General features: G+C 66.4%; 13 protein-coding genes and 1 pseudogene. 9 read left to right on the top strand and 5 right to left on the bottom strand.

Annotated features, from left to right (window positions below; translation table 11 throughout):
* Positions 1 to 448: 448 nt before the first annotated feature.
* The 5 genes and pseudogenes from A5708_RS19590 to A5708_RS19610 all read right to left on the bottom strand — a co-directional run.
* A pseudogene (locus A5708_RS19590) lies at positions 449 to 2,245 on the bottom strand (hypothetical protein); the annotation flags it as partial.
* Positions 2,242 to 2,976 (bottom strand): NUDIX hydrolase, encoded by a 735-nt coding sequence (locus A5708_RS19595; RefSeq protein ID WP_065030211.1) that lies wholly within the window; start codon positions 2,974 to 2,976, stop codon positions 2,242 to 2,244. The gene A5708_RS19595 and the pseudogene A5708_RS19590, both read right to left, overlap by 4 nt.
* An 85-nt stretch (positions 2,977 to 3,061) precedes the next feature.
* Positions 3,062 to 3,361, bottom strand: coding sequence for a hypothetical protein (locus tag A5708_RS19600; RefSeq protein ID WP_065030212.1), 300 nt, complete (start codon positions 3,359 to 3,361; stop codon positions 3,062 to 3,064).
* A gap of 10 nt (positions 3,362 to 3,371) precedes the next feature.
* Positions 3,372 to 3,677, bottom strand: a complete 306-nt coding sequence (locus A5708_RS19605; protein WP_231117961.1) for a hypothetical protein — start codon at positions 3,675 to 3,677, stop codon at positions 3,372 to 3,374.
* Between the two features lie 53 nt (positions 3,678 to 3,730).
* The gene (locus tag A5708_RS19610) at positions 3,731 to 5,212 is read right to left on the bottom strand and encodes a hypothetical protein (protein WP_196772687.1); all 1,482 of its coding nucleotides are present in this window, start codon (positions 5,210 to 5,212) and stop codon (positions 3,731 to 3,733) included.
* Positions 5,213 to 5,382: 170 nt separating this feature from the next.
* On the opposite strand from A5708_RS19610, the gene A5708_RS19615 reads away from it, so the two are divergent.
* The 9 genes from A5708_RS19615 (at position 5,383) to eccB (ending at position 17,338) form a co-directional block, all read left to right on the top strand.
* Positions 5,383 to 6,825, top strand: coding sequence for a CCA tRNA nucleotidyltransferase (locus A5708_RS19615; RefSeq protein ID WP_065030214.1), 1,443 nt, complete (start codon positions 5,383 to 5,385; stop codon positions 6,823 to 6,825).
* A 24-nt stretch (positions 6,826 to 6,849) separates the two neighbouring features.
* Complete coding sequence (locus tag A5708_RS19620) at positions 6,850 to 7,359, top strand: pullulanase (RefSeq protein WP_065030215.1); 510 nt, start codon at positions 6,850 to 6,852, stop codon at positions 7,357 to 7,359.
* Positions 7,360 to 7,368: 9 nt separating this feature from the next.
* Positions 7,369 to 9,336 carry an alpha/beta hydrolase gene (locus A5708_RS19625; protein WP_065030216.1) on the top strand — a complete coding sequence of 656 codons (1,968 nt, stop codon included), beginning with the start codon at positions 7,369 to 7,371 and terminating at the stop codon, positions 9,334 to 9,336.
* 118 nt (positions 9,337 to 9,454) lie between these two features.
* The gene (locus tag A5708_RS19630; RefSeq protein WP_065030217.1) at positions 9,455 to 9,784 is read left to right on the top strand and encodes a DUF2563 family protein; all 330 of its coding nucleotides are present in this window, start codon (positions 9,455 to 9,457) and stop codon (positions 9,782 to 9,784) included.
* A gap of 964 nt (positions 9,785 to 10,748) precedes the next feature.
* Complete coding sequence (locus tag A5708_RS28030) at positions 10,749 to 11,036, top strand: hypothetical protein (RefSeq protein ID WP_419538339.1); 288 nt, start codon at positions 10,749 to 10,751, stop codon at positions 11,034 to 11,036.
* Positions 11,037 to 12,959: 1,923 nt separating this feature from the next.
* Entirely contained in the window at positions 12,960 to 13,661 is a 702-nt protein-coding gene (locus A5708_RS27630) for a DUF5631 domain-containing protein (RefSeq protein WP_065030219.1), read from the top strand.
* A 135-nt stretch (positions 13,662 to 13,796) separates the two neighbouring features.
* Positions 13,797 to 14,708 (top strand): hypothetical protein, encoded by a 912-nt coding sequence (locus A5708_RS19645; RefSeq protein ID WP_231117962.1) that lies wholly within the window; start codon positions 13,797 to 13,799, stop codon positions 14,706 to 14,708.
* A gap of 273 nt (positions 14,709 to 14,981) precedes the next feature.
* Entirely contained in the window at positions 14,982 to 15,848 is an 867-nt protein-coding gene (locus A5708_RS19650) for a transglycosylase (protein ID WP_065030220.1), read from the top strand.
* A 2-nt stretch (positions 15,849 to 15,850) separates the two neighbouring features.
* Positions 15,851 to 17,338, top strand: coding sequence for a type VII secretion protein EccB (gene eccB / locus A5708_RS19655; RefSeq protein ID WP_065030221.1), 1,488 nt, complete (start codon positions 15,851 to 15,853; stop codon positions 17,336 to 17,338).
* The last annotated feature ends 2 nt before the right edge of the window (positions 17,339 to 17,340 follow it).

Consider the following 17,340-nt stretch of genomic DNA (forward strand, 5'->3'; position numbering starts at 1 on the left):
TCACCGCCGGCATCTCCGGGCAGGTCGGACGGCTGTGGGGCTTGACGTCATCGCTGATGACCGACGATCGCACCGGGCTGACGGGCGTCCAGTACACCGCGCCGCTGCGCGAGGACATGCTGCGCGCGCTGAGCCAGTCCGAACCGCCGGACACCCGCAACGGGTTGGCCCAGCTGCGCCTGGCGGTGGTCGGTAAAACGGTCAACGACCTGTTCGGCGCGGTGACGATCGTCAACCCGGGCGGCTCCTACACCCTGGCCACCGAGCACAGCCCGCTACCGCTGGCACTGCACAACGGGCTGGCCGTCCCGATCCGGGTGCGGCTGCACGTCGACGCGCCGCCGGGCATGAACGTCACCGACGTCGGCCAGATCGAACTGCCGCCGGGTTACCTGCCGCTGCGCATTCCGATCGAAGTGAACTTCACCCAGCGCGTCGCCGTCGACGTCTCCCTGCGGACCGCTGACGGTCTGCGACTGGGCGACCCGGTGCGATCGTCGGTCATCAGCGATGACGTCAAGCCCCACAGCCGTCCGACCTGCCCGGAGATGCCGGCGGTGACGTCGTCGCTGAACTGGCCGCGCGCCGACGTGTAGCTGCCGACCTGCTGCGGGGGTTCGGGGTGGGCTTGCACAGCCTGGTTGGCATCCGCGATCACCGCAGGCAACGGGTGCGGCACCGCCAGACCGGACCGGATGGTGGTGGTCAGCGCGGTCAGGATGACCTGGGCGTCGTCGGCCTGCAGGTTCCAGGTCGTGGGCGGCATCAAAATCTGGGTGCGCGGGTCGTCGCGGCGCAGCGCGTGCCAGAAGATCGAGCCTAGGGCGTCCTGGCGGCGCGCGGTCACCGAATCGTGTCCGAGCCGAACCGTCAGGGACGAGTCCAAATACGTCGGCACCTCGGGGTCGGTCCCCGCTCCGGCCAGCGCGGCGCCGACGGCGGGGTCGAACGGCGTAACCACGACCTGCGGGGACAACCGTCGGGGCGCGGTGTCGACGGCGGTCTCCGAGGAACCCTCGGCGGCCGACAGGTCGGTGGCGGCGATCGCGACGGTGTTGTCGTTGGCGCTGAGCAGCTTGACCGCGCGGCTGGTCAGCGGGCCGTCGGGCACCAGAGTGGCGCCGCGGATCGAGGAGACGTCGAGGATCTTGTCGATGATGCTGTTGGCGCTCGTGGTGGCGATCGCGCTCAGGCCGGGATCGTTGACGCGCTGCACGGCATCCAGGTCGGCCTGTGCGTACGGAAGCGGGGCCACGCAGGTCCGGTGCGCGAGGGCGCGCAGGCGGTTCAGCCATTCGGTCGCGGTGGCCTGCCCAGCCCCCGGGTGGGTGGGGGTGCCGGGCAGCTGTGCCGGGCCGTCGGGGGAGTTGGACACGACATAGCCGACGGTCATCGCGTTGACGGTGACCAGCAGGTCCGGGTCGATCGCCAGGCACAGCGCGCGGCCGACGGCGCCGTCGGGGTCGACGTCGTGACTGGTGGCGACTTCGGCCGAGGCCAGCAGGATGTCGAGCCGGCCGCCGCTCGCCAACGAGGTGGCCAAGTCGTCGTCAACCAGCCGCACCGGGATGGTTCCGCCCGGCACGCCGGGAGCCAGCCTGGGCCGGTCGGCCAGCGGCCACAGCATGGTCATCAACACCGGTTTAGAGGTGTCGGGCGCGACGGCCGAGCCCACCTCGTCGGCGCGGTCGGGCGGAACCCCGATTACCGGCAGCAAAAAGCGCGCGTTGTCCAGCCGCGCGGGCGCGCCGTAGTCGGGCGTGCCGTTCACGTTGACCAGGACGGGATAGATGCCGGGTTTCTCCACTCCCAGCGACGGCTTGGTCAGTGCGCGCAGCGGGGCCGACAGGGTGAAGCCCACCTCTTGCCCGCGCTGCAGTTCGGGCGCCACGGTGAGGAAATCCGCCGCGGCCTGATAGCCGTCGGTGTCGCCGTCCAGAGTGGTGCGCAACCCCGCGGAGGCGGTGACCGCACCGGCGTGCTCGAGCCGGACCATGACGTCGCGGACCGGACGGTCGCCGATGTTGGTCACCATGCCGCTGACGGTGACGACTGGCGGACTGGTCGTGGTGACCACATCCGGGGTGACTTGATCGATACGGACCCGGACAAACGGCGTCACCCCCGGCTCGCCCGCGGCGGCCCGCGGCATCACCGGCCCGGTGAGCACCGCGAGTCCGGCCACGATGGCGAGCACGGCGGCGACACGCGCCAAGCCGGCCCAACGCAGACGCGGAGTTGTCACGGCCCCGGTCCGTGGCCGTTCTTCCGGCCCGCGGCCGGTTTGTCCGAATGCCGAGTCCGCGAATGGGTCTGCGGCCGGCGCCGCGGCGAGCTGGGTGGCAGCGGCGGCAGCGAGGCCGGACCGTCGCTCTGCAGCTTGTCGATCAGCTCGTCGGCCACCCGGGCCAGGCGGCGCTCGTCGGCATAGGCCAGCCGGGACGGCAGTTCGCCCATCGGTACCCAGGCCACCTCGGCCACTTCAAGATCCTCGTCGGACAGCTCACCGCCGGAGAACCGCATTAGATAGTGGTGCACGGTCTTGTGCACGCGACGGCCGTCGGTGACGAACCAATAGTCGATCCGGCCCAGCGCGGCCAGCACGCTGCCCCGGATTCCGGTCTCTTCGGCCACTTCTCTTATAGCGGTCTGCTCGGCGGTCTCGCCGAGTTCGATGTGCCCCTTGGGCAGGGACCACAGCATGCGACCCCGCCGGTCGATGCGTCCGATCAGCGCGGCGACCTGAGACTCGCGCGGTCCGTCGAGACCGTCGATGACCAGCCCCCCGGCCGAGGTTTCGTGGACGGTGCGCAGCTGCTCCGGTCCGCGGCGAGACGCCCGGGATCGGCGCGACTTGGTGGCCGTCGAGTCATCGGTCACTTGACCCGTGGTTTGGTTCTCGGACGAAGTCGGGGTGCGACGGCCGCGGCGACGCCCCCGGCGCCGACGTGGTTTGCCTTGTTCGCCGTCCGACACCCAAGCGATAGTAGCTGGCACGGCATATTCTCCCGGAGATACTCGCCGCGGGTGAGTGCGGGAGGACGCGGCGGAAGGCGTCTCGTCAGATCGGGCCGATCGCGTGAGCGATAGCCCACACCGCACCGAAGATGAGCAGCGAGAGCGGTCCGGACAGGCTGCCGATGAGCATTCCGCGCCCGATCTGGCCCATCGTTCCCGAGGCCTGCATAACCAGAGCTGCGATCGCCATGTAGATCAGGACGACGGGAAGTACGAAGACGATCGAGTACGGCATGAAGAGCCACGTGGTGAACTCGACGATGAAAACATGCAGTACCGCGACCCCGAAAGCGACCGGCCCATAGCGCGATTGCGATACCGGGCTTACCGGTTCATCGGCCATCACAAACCTTTCAGCGCAATACCAAGTAGGCGTAAGCAATCCCGCCGATTAGCACTGTCGCGCAAGATCCGGCAATGCTAAGCGCAAGACCGCGATTGCGCGGCGTCGACGACCGCACCAAGACCGCTGCGAGCGCAACAGACACCAGTGTGGTGATAACGGCGGCGACGAGCATCCAACTGCGTTCGGTATGTCCGCGTTCGGTGGTGAAGGGCCCCTTGCCTAACACCCACATCGTGGCGAGCAACAACCCAAGGACGATTTGTACGACAAAGGGCGCGGACAACGTCGCCGTACGCCACGCGGTTGCGTCCAAGTCGCGAACTCGAAGGAAAGACGGCATCTGGGGTTGCTTTCAGTTGATCGCGGTCATGCTGGGACCGCAATGCCGATGGGCAAGGGCGGAACGGAAGGGATGTCGGTCACCGAGCCAAAGTCTGTTGCGGGCAAAGGGGCCGGCACATCATATTTCGTGCTCCACCCGCCTGTGTCGAACGGAGCGAACGCCTTGCCGCCGAGGGGGCCGACGTCATGGTGGCCGGGCAGGTTGAAAGCCGGTCCCCATGACCGGCCGGATTGAGCGGGGTCAATCAATACAGTGCGGGTGCCGGCGTTTGGCAAGTCCTGATACACCTCCAACGAGGGGTAGTCAGTGCGCGTTCCGTTAACTTGCACACCTCCTGCTCCGGGCGTGAAAACGAGGTCGCCGTTGACCGTCACTGTATGGCCCGCGAACGGTCCAGAGGGATCTCCCGTGATTTGTGGGGCGAAAGGGTTGCCCGCGTCGTATTTGATCCGAACCGATCCATCGGGAAGTTGCGTCACGCTGCCGTTGGGTACGCCGACTTTCACCCGGCCTGGCCCGCCGGTGGAGTTCTCCTCGACGGAAGGATTCTGCCGTAACACGACGAGGCCATTTTCGTAGTCGATGTATGTGGTGACCTTGGTGTCTTCCGGATCGAAATTGGTATTGGGTCCGCGATTGTTCCCGAGGTCTCGCTTCCAGGGCGGAAAGCTGGTCACATCCCGCTGCCGGATCCATTGCGAGACGCGGACCACTCCCTGCCCGGGTACAGGACGAATCCTCACCACTCGAATCTCCGACTTGGCGCCGTTGAACTTAGGGTCGTAGGTCTGCGGATCCAGCGCGGCTGCAGTCTCCCAGTCGGCGGTCGAGGTCGGTTCGCGTCCAAAGACCTGCTTGAAGGCCTCGATCTGGTTGTGACGACGTTCGTCCGGAGAGGGTGATTCCGGAATATCGCCGTCAAATGCCTGGATCGGTGGGTTGTATCCGTCTTGCGTACGCAGGTTGGCCATCGAAGTGTGCAGCTGCCGAGAATATTGATCACGGATTCGCGTCAGATTTTGTATGGATGCCTTGGTGTCATCGATCGCATGCTTCTCGAGTCCGTCGATGTAGTGGTCCAGCAGCTGTCTCTCCGAGGCCGTTAACTGAGGGTTTTTCTCCAGCTCCACCGCGTCACCTATTTGATCGTCGAGACCCTGGAGCGCGCCTTCGAGCGAGGAAATCTCGCCCTTTCCCGATCGTTGGGCCTCGGCCAGCGCGGCCGCGACGTTCTCCAGATCGGCACCGATTCTGGGCAGTTGCGCTGCTTGTACTCCGAGTGAGGTCGTGGCCCGTCGAACTTCGGACGAGTCGTTGATCGGATTCTCGCCGCTCTCGTGTGTCCAGGCCTTCTCGAAGCGACCCCGCGCCAGGTTGAATGCGGCTTCGGCTTCTCCCGTGGATCGCCCTGCGTCGTGAAACGCTGTTGCAAGATTCGAGATCCGGGCCGGCCGGCCGCTCTGCAATGTGGCGTTGATCTTCCACGGGTCCCCGCCCGCGAACATGATCAGTGCACCCTTGCTTATGTATCGGAGATGCACCGCATCATCCCGCCGCTCACCCTTCGTGTTGCGCGTAACGCTACTACCGCACGGCGCCGGGTCAATTCACCTTCGAGGGCGTGCGAGGCTCCTCACAGGGGCTTTTCGCCCACGGCCGACTAGGCTGATCGAACGTGCCAGACGCCGCCCAGGATGCCGACCTGCTGACCGCCGCCGCGGTCGCCCTGAATCGGCATGCGCCCATGCTCGCCGAGCTCGGGACCGCGTTCGACGCGGCGGGCCACGACCTGTACCTCGTCGGCGGGTCGGTGCGGGATGCGTTGTTGGGCAGGTTGAGTCCCGACCTGGATTTCACCACCGACGCCCGCCCCGAGCAGGTGCAACAAATTCTGCGGCGGTGGGCCGACAACCTGTGGGACACCGGGATCGAATTCGGCACCGTCGGCGTCGGCAAGGGTGACCATCGCCTGGAGATCACCACGTTTCGCGCCGACACCTACGACCAGGTGTCGCGGAATCCCGAGGTGCGCTTCGGTGATCGCCTCGAAGACGATCTGGTGCGCCGCGACTTCACGGCCAACGCGATGGCCGTGTGTATCACGCCCCAGGGTCCGGGCGAATTCCTCGACCCGCTAGGCGGTTTGGCGGCGCTGCGCGCGCGAATCCTGGATACCCCCGCCGCGCCGGAGGTGTCTTTTGGTGACGACCCGTTGCGGATGCTGCGCGCGGCACGGTTCGTCTCGCAGCTCGGCTTCGGTGTCGCGCCGCGTGTGCGCGAGGCGATCGATCGGATGGCCCCGCAGCTGTCGCGGATCAGCGCCGAACGGGTGGCCACCGAACTCGACAAACTGGTGCTCGGCGACGACCCGACGGCCGGCATCGATCTGCTGGTGCAGACCGGAATGGGCGAGGTGGTGCTGCCCGAGGTCGGCGGCATGCAGATGGCCATCGACGAACACCACCAACACAAGGACGTCTACCAACACTCGCTGACCGTGCTGCGCCAGGCGATCGCCTTGGAGGACGACGGCCCGGATCTCGTGCTGCGGTGGGCCGCGCTGCTGCACGACATCGGTAAGCCCGCCACGCGACGCCACGAAGCCAACGGCGGTGTGAGCTTTCATCACCACGAGGTCGTCGGCGCCAAGATGGTCCGAAAGCGGTTGCGGGCGTTGAAGTATTCCAAGCAGATGGTCGAGGACATCTCGCAGCTGGTGTATCTGCACCTGCGATTTCACGGCTACGGCGATGGCAAGTGGACCGACTCCGCGGTGCGCCGCTACGTCACCGACGCCGGCCCGCTGCTGCCACGGCTGCACAAGCTGGTGCGAGCCGACTGCACGACCCGCAACAAGCGCCGCGCCGCGCGGTTGCAGGCCAGCTATGACCGGCTCGAGGCGCGGATCGCCGAGCTGGCCGCCCAGGAAGACCTGGCGCGGGTGCGACCCGATTTGGACGGCAACCAGATCATGGAGCTGCTCGGCATTCCGGCCGGCCCGCAAGTCGGCGAGGCATGGCGGTTCTTGAAAGAGCTTCGGTTGGAGCGCGGCCCGCTGGACAACGAGGAGGCGACCGCAGAGCTGTTGGCGTGGTGGCGGTCTCGGGGGAACGACTAGCGACGGCCACGCGTCCGAATACGCATGGACTATTGCATGGCTGGCGATAACGGCGCTGCCGCCTTTTGGCATGGGCAACCCGATTTGGACCTGGACCACGACGGTCGCTTTGAATCGATCGGGCTCGATTTCGACCACGACGGCCTGCGCGACGACGCACTCACAGATCTCGACGGCGACGGTCTCGTCGACCACGCCGTGCTGGACCTCGACAACGACGGCACCCCCGAGGCGTACTTCACCGACGACGGATCCGGGACGTGGGCGGTGGCCATGGACCGTGGTGGTCAACTGCGCTGGTTCGGCCTCGACGGCGTCGAGCACACCGGCGGCCCCATGGTGGACTTCGACGGCCACGGGAGCGCCGACTACCGGTTGGTCGACACCGATGGCAACGGGCTCGCCGACCGGGTCCTGCGCTCTGACGAAACCGGCGTGACCGGTTACGTCGACACCGACGGCGACGGCAAATGGAATGTCCGGCTGACCGACACCGACGGCGACGGTCTCGCCGACGGCGCGAGCACCTTGTAGCGGCGGGCGTTGCGACTCCGCTACCTCAGCATGCCCTTCCTCGTCGCCGAGGCCGGGGCTGATCCGTGGTCAATCGATACCAGTCTGCAGGCCGGTCACCCGGCGCAGATCTCCGCTCTGGCCACGGCTTTTCGTGACGCCGGGGCCAGCACCGCCGAGGCGGTTGTCGCGTTCGACGCGGCCCGACGCCGGTTCGAAGCGGCCTGGAATCACCGCAACGGCGAGCACCCGGTCAATGACGCCGACGAGGTGCAGCGGGTGACCAGGTCGCTGGGTCTGCAAGCCACGCAACTGCCGGCGATCGCCATCGATTTGGAGAACATCGCCGCTGCTTTGGCCGAGGCCCAACGAATCTCCGCGTGGTACCTGGCGGCGTTGGAGTACGACCTCGAGGACATCGACGACGAGATCTGTGACGTCCGCGCCGACGACGATGGTTGTGGTGGCGACGGTCTGCGTGGGGACGCCGTTACCGAGGTGAAGGCAATCGCGCTGGCACTGTGCCAGATTCGCGATCGGTATTCGGCCGCGCTGGCGGCTGCCTTGGGCAGTCTGCGTGCCGATGGGGCGGACCCCGCGGAGATTCAAGGCGCCGACGAGTTATCGATCCCGCTCACGGACAGCGGTCCTGGACACGTAGCGCATTGGTGGGATGCGTTGGGCGCCAATCACAAGCAGCTGCTGATCGGTCAACACCCTGACCAGCTGGGCAACCTCAACGGCATACCGGCCGATGTGCGCGACGCGGTCAACCAGGCGGCGATGAAAGACGACCTGCGCAGGGTCGAGGACGCCGCGCGTCAGCACGGGATGGTTCCCTCGGCGCTGCGGGACAGCGCGCTCAACAACCGGGACGCCGATGTGTTTACCCATCCCGGTGATTACGGGCTGTGCGCCACCGACATCACCCGATACCAGAACGCGGTGAAAACCAACGACTTCCTCGAGCGCGACGAGGAGCACGATGGGGTGCCAATCATGCTGTGGGCGTATGACCCACTGGCGTTCAACGGCAAGGGCAGGGCGGCCATCGCCATTGGCAACCCGGACAAAGCCCGCAACACGGCCGTCGTCGTTCCGGGCACCAACAGCAGCGTGCGGGGAGGGTGGATGTCCGACGGAACGGATGACGCCATCAACCTGTACCAGCAGGCCGCGAGAGCTGACACGCAGCAGTCCACCGCGGTGTTGGCCTGGATGGGTTACGACGCACCCGTATTCGAGACGCAGTGGCAGCAGGCCGTCACCGACCCGTCCAACCTGGAACAGGTCGGCACCCCATGGCGGGCCCGGCAGGCGGGGGCGCTGCTGGCCGCCGACGTCAACGGCCTTGCCGCCACGCACGATGCGTCGACCCCCAGGCACGTCACCGTTCTCGGGCACTCCTACGGTTCGACGACCGTGGCTGACGCGTTCGCCAATAGCGGCATGCGCGCCAACGACGCCGTGCTAACCGGTTGCCCGGGAACCGATTTAGCGCGCAGCGCCGCGGACTTCCATCTCGACGGCGGCAGGCTGTACGTGGGTGCCGCATCGACCGATGCGATCAGCTGGATCGGCGAGTCAGGCGCCCGCCTGCCCAACGGGCTGAACGCGACGCTCGACCAACCGCTGGGCCCACTGGCCGGGCTCGGCACGGACCCGGCTCACGCGGGGTTCGGGGCGACGCGGTTTCATGCCGAAGTCGCCGGCTCACACAGCGTCATGCCTTGGTTCACCGACCACTCGCACTATTACGACGTGGGTAGCGAGGCGCTGCACAACATGACCGAGATCGTCACCGGGCATGGCGATCGTCTGGCCGGCGAGGGCATGCTCGCGTCGGACCGAGCCGCGGCGCGGATCGCCGTTCCCCTCCAAGTGCGCACCCCGTTGGGGACGGTGTCGTTGCCACACGTCGGGATCCAGATGCCCATCGCCGTCGATCCGGAATGGGACCGGCCGGCGCGATCGGTCACTAATGGCCATGCGTTCTAGGCGCGGGCCAGCGCGGTCGGCCGTGGTGAATTGACCACTTGTGAATCGGCATTTAGCCTGATCAACGGGACTATGTGGCGCATAGAGCCCGATCGCTTGAGACTCGGAAGGAGTGCCGATGTTCGTCGATACGGAGCTTTTGCATTCCGGAGGCAACCAGTCACACCGCGCGGGTGGACACGCCCAGGACGGGGCGGACCAGTTGGCGGGCGCAACCGTGGCATCGGGGATGTTCGGTGACTTTGCCGCGGCCGACGCCTTTCACAGCGCGGTTTCGGCGGCACACGGCCAGCACGTGAAAACCCTTCAGGGACACAGTGAGACGCTCACGGGGGTGGGCACCAAGGCGCACACCGCAGCCCACGGGTTCACCAACATGGATAAGAACAACGCCACCGAAATGCAGGCGCTGCGACCGAGTTCCGGTCCTTCAACGCATAACGTCTAAAAATGCCCGTGACGGAGGACCCGCCTTCACATCCGGGTGGGGGGCCGCATGCTGGTGCTCCGATAGGGCAGTGGGCACCGGGCAATACCGCGCGGCAGCCGCGATCGTCACGCATGTGGCCGGCGATTGCTGTTTGTGCGATGGTTCTGGCTTTGGTTGCGACGGTTGTGGCCGTCGTTGCGTTGGCCTTGGCTACGACGCGGTCGTCGGGTTCGCGTCCGGCGCCTACCATGGCCGCGCCTACTTACTCCGCCGCCGAAGTGTCTGCAGCGCACCAGACGTTGTGTGACGCGTACAAGCTCGCGGCGCGTGCTGTGCAGATAGAGACGAATGGCAGCAGTCCTGAGCGTGCAGGCATTGCGGAAGTGAACGGAGCGCTGCTAGTGGAGGATGCAGTGAATTCCGCTCCGGCAATAGCGCCTAGCGATCGGACTGCCGCCCTCGCTCTGGCTGGCGCATACAAGAACATTGCGGCCGTCGCTAGCCTGAACGACCTCTCAATTTGGCGGCCCGCGCTCGATGACGCCAACGCCAAGGATGCTGCTATGAACAAGCTCTGCGGAACAAGCTGACCTACCTTCGCCGAACCGCGGTGATTGATCGTTGGCCAGTTAGCTGTTCAACTATTGGAGCGAATTGTTCGAGAGACTTCTCGGACGCGATTGCACTATGAGGAGGACGCATGGTGGGGGATTTGCCTCCAGCTCCGGGGGAGGGGCCGACCACCGGCCCACCGTCAAGCTCGACGCATTGGGCACCGGCTTTTCCCCCGCAGCCACCGCCGCGTCCACGGGCGTGGCCGGCAATCGCCTTGGCCGCGATTGCCATCGTGCTGGGTGTCGCAGCGCTTGTTGTCGCGTTTACCCGGCCTACGAGCAATCAGTCGACGGCGTCCTCATCCACTTCGGCGACGCCTTCGTACACCGCGGACCAAACTGCGGCCGCGCATCAGAAGTTGTGTGAGGTGTACAAGCTTGCCGCGCGCGCGGTCCAAATTGACACAAACGGTGACAATCCCGCATTGGCTGGCGTGGCCAGTGTAAATGCCGCGGTAGCGCTGGGACAGGCAGTGAACGCAGCACCGGCGATCGCGTCTGGCGATCGAGCTGCCGCCCTCGCGTTAGCGGCGGCGTACACCAAAGCCACGGCGATGGGAAGCTGGTCGCAACGAGACGATCCTGCCTTTCGGGCGGAGGTTGACGATGTCAACGCCAAGGACGCTGCGATGAAAAAGATCTGTGACGTGGGCTGAGTTCCCGTCCGAATTGTTGCGATGATTGCTCACTACTTCGTTCGTTGTGCCACAACGAGGGCCCGGGGCACAAACTCTTCGGCAGTCGACGCCACGGCTCGTGGCATCATCGCGGCCGGAGTAATTCGTATGTGTTCGGACGATGCGAAGTTAGGTGCACGGTGAATTGCTTGCCGTCCGGTCGGCCTGCTCCACTGTTGGATGAGAGAGGCAGCAGGCGGCTTACAAGGCGTCGCGAACGAGGTTTGCGCACCAGAGGAGGACATATGGTGGAAGACTCGCCTCCCAACCATCGTGAAAAGCAGTCTTTCTCGCCGTCTGCTGGAAGTTCGCCGCCACTGCATTTAACGCGACCAGCAACTCGTCCAAACCCATGGTTGGCGATCGCGGTAGTGGTGCCTGCCGACGTGAACGTCAAGGATGGTGCGATGAAAAAGGTATGCGGTGGCGTTTGATCTTCCACCTGGTACCTGGACAGCCGCCTTAGTTGGGCCGTGGTGGCCCGCACCGTCGACGGGTTTACGCGCCGGCGCTCAACACTGGAGCCAAGAGTGCGCGGAGCAACAGCTGTATTCGCAGAACTTGCGCACTCAGTGGACAGCCTTTGCTGCAAACAATAAGGGACATACGGCAGACGATCTTATAACCAGATTCCAGCAAGGGGAAAAGCTCCATCTGGATCTTGCCGAAAAGTACCAGACAAAGGCGTCGGCGTTTAATGCAGGAGCCGATGCTATCGACTATCTGCGAAGTCGCTTGTCGGACATAGCAAACACGGGCAACAAGGAGATCAATGACATTCTCGCATCGAAAAAGCTCCCTCCTGAAAAGTTAGTAGAAATACAGGCTGTTCAGGCGCGCTGCAACGCCGACGCCGCGAATGCCAGTCGTGACGCGGCTGACAAGATGATGGCGGCGACGCAAAAAATTCTCGATGCTGAAGGCATTGGTGGGAACGCCCGAAACTGGGCGCAGGCGAACGGATTCGATGTTGGCGATGCCAAGCCGCCGAAACCGATCAGTCAGCAGGACTTAGAAACACCACGGACGACGCCCAATGGATTTGGTGGCGGAGGCAGTCATGGCGAGGCGACTCCAGGCGGCGGCGGTCCGGGCGCTAGAACGGGCGGCGGTGGTCCGGGTGGGGGTCAGGCGGGATACGGGACGGGCCTTGGCCACGGCGGATCGGGTCCGGGGAGCGGCGGCCCGGGGGCGGCTCCGGGCGGATTTGGCACAGGTCTTGGCCACGGAGGCGAGGTACCGGGTGGCGCCTCGCCGACAGGTTCGCCTGCCCCTTCCCCGGTCGGTGGAAGTGTTCCAGGTTCACCTCTGCTAAATGCACCAGTACACGGCGGCGGAATGCCGGTGTCACCAGTCGGTCTCGGCCAAGGCGGCCAGCCCGGGTTAGGGCAAGCCTTCACCTCCGGTTTGGCAACCGGGCAGGCGACAGGCCCTGGGGGGCAAGCGTTTACAGCGGGACCCCTACAAGCGATGGAGGCCGGGGGACCCCAAACCCCTCAGGCAACGCCGACAGTCACGCCGACCGTGCCCAGCGCGGGAGCATTCATCCCGACGGGCACTCCGGTCGACGCTCCCCCCGCCGCGTCCCCCGCGCCAGCGGCCACCGTGGGAGGCACTTCGGTTGCGCCCGTAATGACCGGCAGCTCATGGTCGTCGCCCGCGGCACCTATCGGCGGCGGTTCATCGATTCCATCAGGATCGTTGCCCGCCTATGGTTCCGACCTGCGTCCGCCGGTGGTGGCGCCCCCATCCGTGCCTTCTGTATCGGGCGGTCCCGTGTCGGGTGCACCGGTGGCTTCTTCGCCGGCATCATCCCCATCCGCGGGCGGCCCGCTTGTCTCCCCCGTGGAGCGGACGGCGTCCGCTACCGCAGCGGGCCAGGCGGGCGCGGGATCGTCGACCATGGCCGGCGCATCGGCAGCGTCCGCGGCAACGGGCGCGACCGCCGGCACCGTGTCGGCCAGGACGGCCGAACAACAGCGGCTACAGCGTCTCGTCGATGCAGTGGCCCGTCAGGAGCCGCGGCTGTCGTGGGCGGCGGGGCTGCGCGACGACGGCACTACGACACTGCTGGTCACCGACCTCGCCGCCGGCTGGATTCCGCCGCATGTCCGGTTGCCCGCCCATGTCACCCTCCTCGAGCCGTCGGCACGACGCCATGACGCCAACGTGGTGGATTTGCTCGGCGCCATCACGGTCGCGGCTGCCCATCACGCGAACACGTATGTCGGCGAGCCTGGTCCCGACGAGCCCGTTCTCAGCGGTGATCGGCCTGCGCGTTCGACGGCACCTGAAGTCGATGAGCTCGGGCCCACCCTGGTTGATGCGGTGCGCCGCCGGGACGGGCTGCCGCGGATCGCGCAGGCGGTCGCGGCGCCTGCGGTGCGAAAAACGGGTGTCCTCGAGAGTGAGTCCGAACTATTGCGCGAATGCGTCGCTGAAATTCAGCACTCGGTGCTGAACGCCTATCCCAATCACAACCCGGCGGCTGTCGGGGATTGGATGCTTTTAGCAGCTATCGAGGCGCTGATCGACGGGCATGGTTACCTCGCGAATTACCACTTGGCTTGGTTTGACGCGATCAGCCACCAGAGTGGTCCGTAGTTGTCCACAGATGTTGGGTGAATAGCGTTACTGGCGTTTTGTGCCAAAATTGTCGTACTGGCGCTCGGCCGCGCCGTAGGGTGCGCATCAAGCGTTGCAACGCTTTGCTAGCGGGGTGGAGGTGAGATCGCGGTCATGGGTGGAGGAATCAGCCACGATCCGATAAGTACCGGCTGGCTAGCCGACGGAGTGCCAGTGCCCGCCCCAAAACCGGGCCCCGGTCACCCGCCCGACCCCTCTCCCGCTGGCGGGGGCGGTGGCGGTGCACTGACCGGTGCTGGCAATGCGGGCGTCCCCAAAGACGCAGCAGACGCAGCCGCCGCGGATGCTGACCGCCGCGCCCACGCCGCCGACGCTGCCGCCAAGTTTCCGGCGAACGAGGCCAACAGCCAGCAAGACATGCAGATGATCCAGCAGATGCTGCAAAGCGTCACGGGTGCGCTCGGCGGCGCGATCGGTGGCGTCATGGGGCCGATGACGCAGCTTCCGCAACAGGCGATGCAGGCCGGTCAAAGTGCACTCCAGCCGCTGATGAGCGCGGTGCAGGGCGGCGCCCACGGTGCCGGGCTGGCCAGCGACGCACACCTGGTCGACAGCGTCGGCAGCGGCGGCGGCTCCGGACTGGGCGCCGGCTCCGGCGGCGGAGGTGCAGGCCTGGGCGGTGGCGGAACAACCCCGGCCAGCTCGCTGGGCCCGCCGCCCGTGCCCACGTCGTCCCCGCCGACCACACCCGCTGGCGCCAAGGTACCGATGATGCCTCCAACCGGTGGCATGCCCGCGATGCCCGGGCAATCCGGCATGACCGGCATGCCGATGATGCCGCCGGGCGCGATGGGCGGCGGGGGCGAAGCCGGCAAGAAAGACAACCCGGTCGAGAAGCGGGTGATGGCCCCGGGTGTGCCCAACGGCCAACCGATCAAGGGCCGCTTGACGATTCCGCCGAGTGCCCCGGGCAACAAATCCGGCGAGGCGAAGCCGACCGTCGTCACCAATAGGCCCAACCGCCGGATCGTAATCATGCCGTCCGAGGACGAGCCGAAAGAATAGTCGACCACTCTTCCGAGCCCGCCGAAACGTGAGTGGCCGGAGGGTTCGCCCGCCAGTATTGTCGCTACGTAATCGCGGCCGACCGATCCCAATGTGCGGGTCAAATTGGGTTGCTCGTTATTGACAGCAGAACTGTCGATACGTGCATGCTATTGGTACGTCTGCAGCGACCGCGGAATACGCGGCCAGGAGGGTGTGGGAGTACTAGCGCGAAGTGTCCGGCAAGGATGCGGCGCCGCGAAGGCGCATAAATGGATCAGGGCGGGGAAGTCGGTGACCGATCCCCTAAAAGCGCAAGCGGTCACGGCGTTGTCGCGCGCCCACAACCTGTTCTCTGGAGCGACGATGAACGACGCGGTCGCTGGCGAACCGGCGCGGGCGCAGGCGCACGCCGAGGCGATAAGGCACCGCGCGGACGGACTCCCCGGCGCGGCGGCCGAACGATCGGGTGCGTCCGCAACGCAGTTGACGCGGCTAACCCATTCGGACCGGACGCTGGGACAGATCATCAGCGCGGCGCGCGACGAGCACACGCGCAGCCGTGCGGCGACGCGGACGGTGCTGGACGCCGCCCTGACCGACACCACACCGGCGGTCGATGCGCCGCTGGGCCGACGCGAGGCGGCAGCCCGCATGGCGGCCCGGCTGCGGGCCCAACATCGGTACGTCGCGGGATCGCGCCGCAGGGCAAGGCTGCTCGCGCGCAGGCTGCGACGCTTGCACTACCTACGAGGGCGGTCGATGCACAGCAACCAGTCCAGCGGACGCCCGGCGGTGCTGGCGGCCATCCGTAAAGCACTGGACATCAAGGGCATTCACGACCCGGCGGCGCGCTCTCGTTGGGAACGCGGCATGGACCTGGTGGCCCGCCGCGAATCCAACTACAACGCGAACGCGGTCAACGACTGGGATTCCAATGCGGCACGGGGCACACCGAGCAAGGGCGCGTGGCAGTTCATCGCGCCGACGTTCACGGCCTACCACCAGCCGGGGACCTCACGCGACATCCACGATCTGGTTGCGCAGGCGTGCGCGTTCATCAACTATGCGATGGGCCGCTACGGCGTGGCCGTCGACGCGTCGAATCTAGCTGATCGCATTCAGCAGGCCGATCCTCACCGAGCACCCAAGGGGTACTGAGCATGCCGCTGAGTTTGTCTAACCGCGACCAGAACTCTGGGCACCTGTTCTACAACCGTCGGCTGCGCGCGGCGACCACCCGCTTCTCGGTGCGCATGAAGCACGACGACCGCAAGCAGACCGCCGCGCTGGTGTTGTCGGTACTCCTGGTGGCGATCGCCTGCGGCTGGATGCTGCTGCTGAACGTCCTGAAACCGACTGGCATTGTGGGTGATTCGGCGATCATCGGCGACCGCGATTCCGGGGCGCTCTACGCCCGGATCGACGGCCGGCTCTACCCGGTGCTGAATTTGACGTCCGCGCGGCTGGCGACCGGCACGGCGAATCAGCCGACGTGGGTGAAACCCGCTGAAATAGCGAAGTATCCGACCGGCCCGCTGGTCGGCATCCCGGGTGCGCCGGCGGCGATGCCGGTCCATCGGGGTGCGACGTCGGCGTGGGCGGTGTGCGACACGGCGGGACGACCGCGCAGCCCCGAACGACCGGTGGTGACCTCGATCGCCGGCGTGCTCGACGGCTTCGACCGGGCCACACCGCTGAGCGACGACGCCGGGGTGCTGGTCACGTTCGAGGGCAGCACCTTCGTAATCTGGGGCGGCAAACGCTCGCAGATCGATCCGTCGAACAGGGCCATCACGCTGAGCCTCGGACTCGACCCGGGAGTCACACTGCCGGTGGAGATTTCGCGTGCCCTCTACGACGCGCTGCCGGCGACCGAGCCGCTCGGCGTCCCGGCCGTACCCCTGGCGGGCACGCCGTCGACCTGGGTGTCGGGCTCACAGGTCGGCGCCGTGTTGCAGGCCCAGACCGCCAGCGGCGGCAAGCAGTTCTACGTGCTATTGCCCGATGGCGTCCAAAAGGTCACCAGCTTCGTCGCCGACCTGCTGCGCAGCGCCAACTCCTATGGGTCGACGGCGCCCCGCGTGGTGACTCCCGATGTGTTGGTCAACATCCCCGAGGTGTCCTCGCTCGCCGTGGACTACTACCCGACCAAGCGCCTGAATTTCATTGACACCGCCGCCGATCCGACCACCTGCGTGGGGTGGGAGAAGGGTTCGACGGATCCGCAGGCGCGCGTCGTCGTCTACAACGGGCGCGGACTGCCCACGCCGTCGTACATGGACAACCGCATCGTGCACCTGGTGCGTGACGACCGCGACCCGGCCTCGGTGGTCGCCAACCAGGTGCTGGTCTTGCCGGGCGCGGCGAACTTCGTGACGTCGACCAGTGGCGTGGTCACCTCCGACTCCCGGGAATCGCTGTTCTGGGTCTCTGACAACGGGGTGCGGTTCGGCATCACCAACGACGACACGACGTTGCGCGCGCTCGGGCTTGACCCCGCGTCGGCGGTGCAGGCGCCCTGGCCGCTGCTACGAACTTTCGCCGCGGGCCCGGCACTGTCAAGGGAGGCAGCGCTTTTGGCGCGGGACACTGTGCCGGCGCTCGGCAAGGTGGCTGTGGTGACGACATCGGCGAAGCCGGGAGGCTAGAG

The organism is Mycobacterium colombiense (genome assembly GCF_001672755.1).
GTDB lineage: Bacteria > Actinomycetota > Actinomycetes > Mycobacteriales > Mycobacteriaceae > Mycobacterium > Mycobacterium colombiense_C.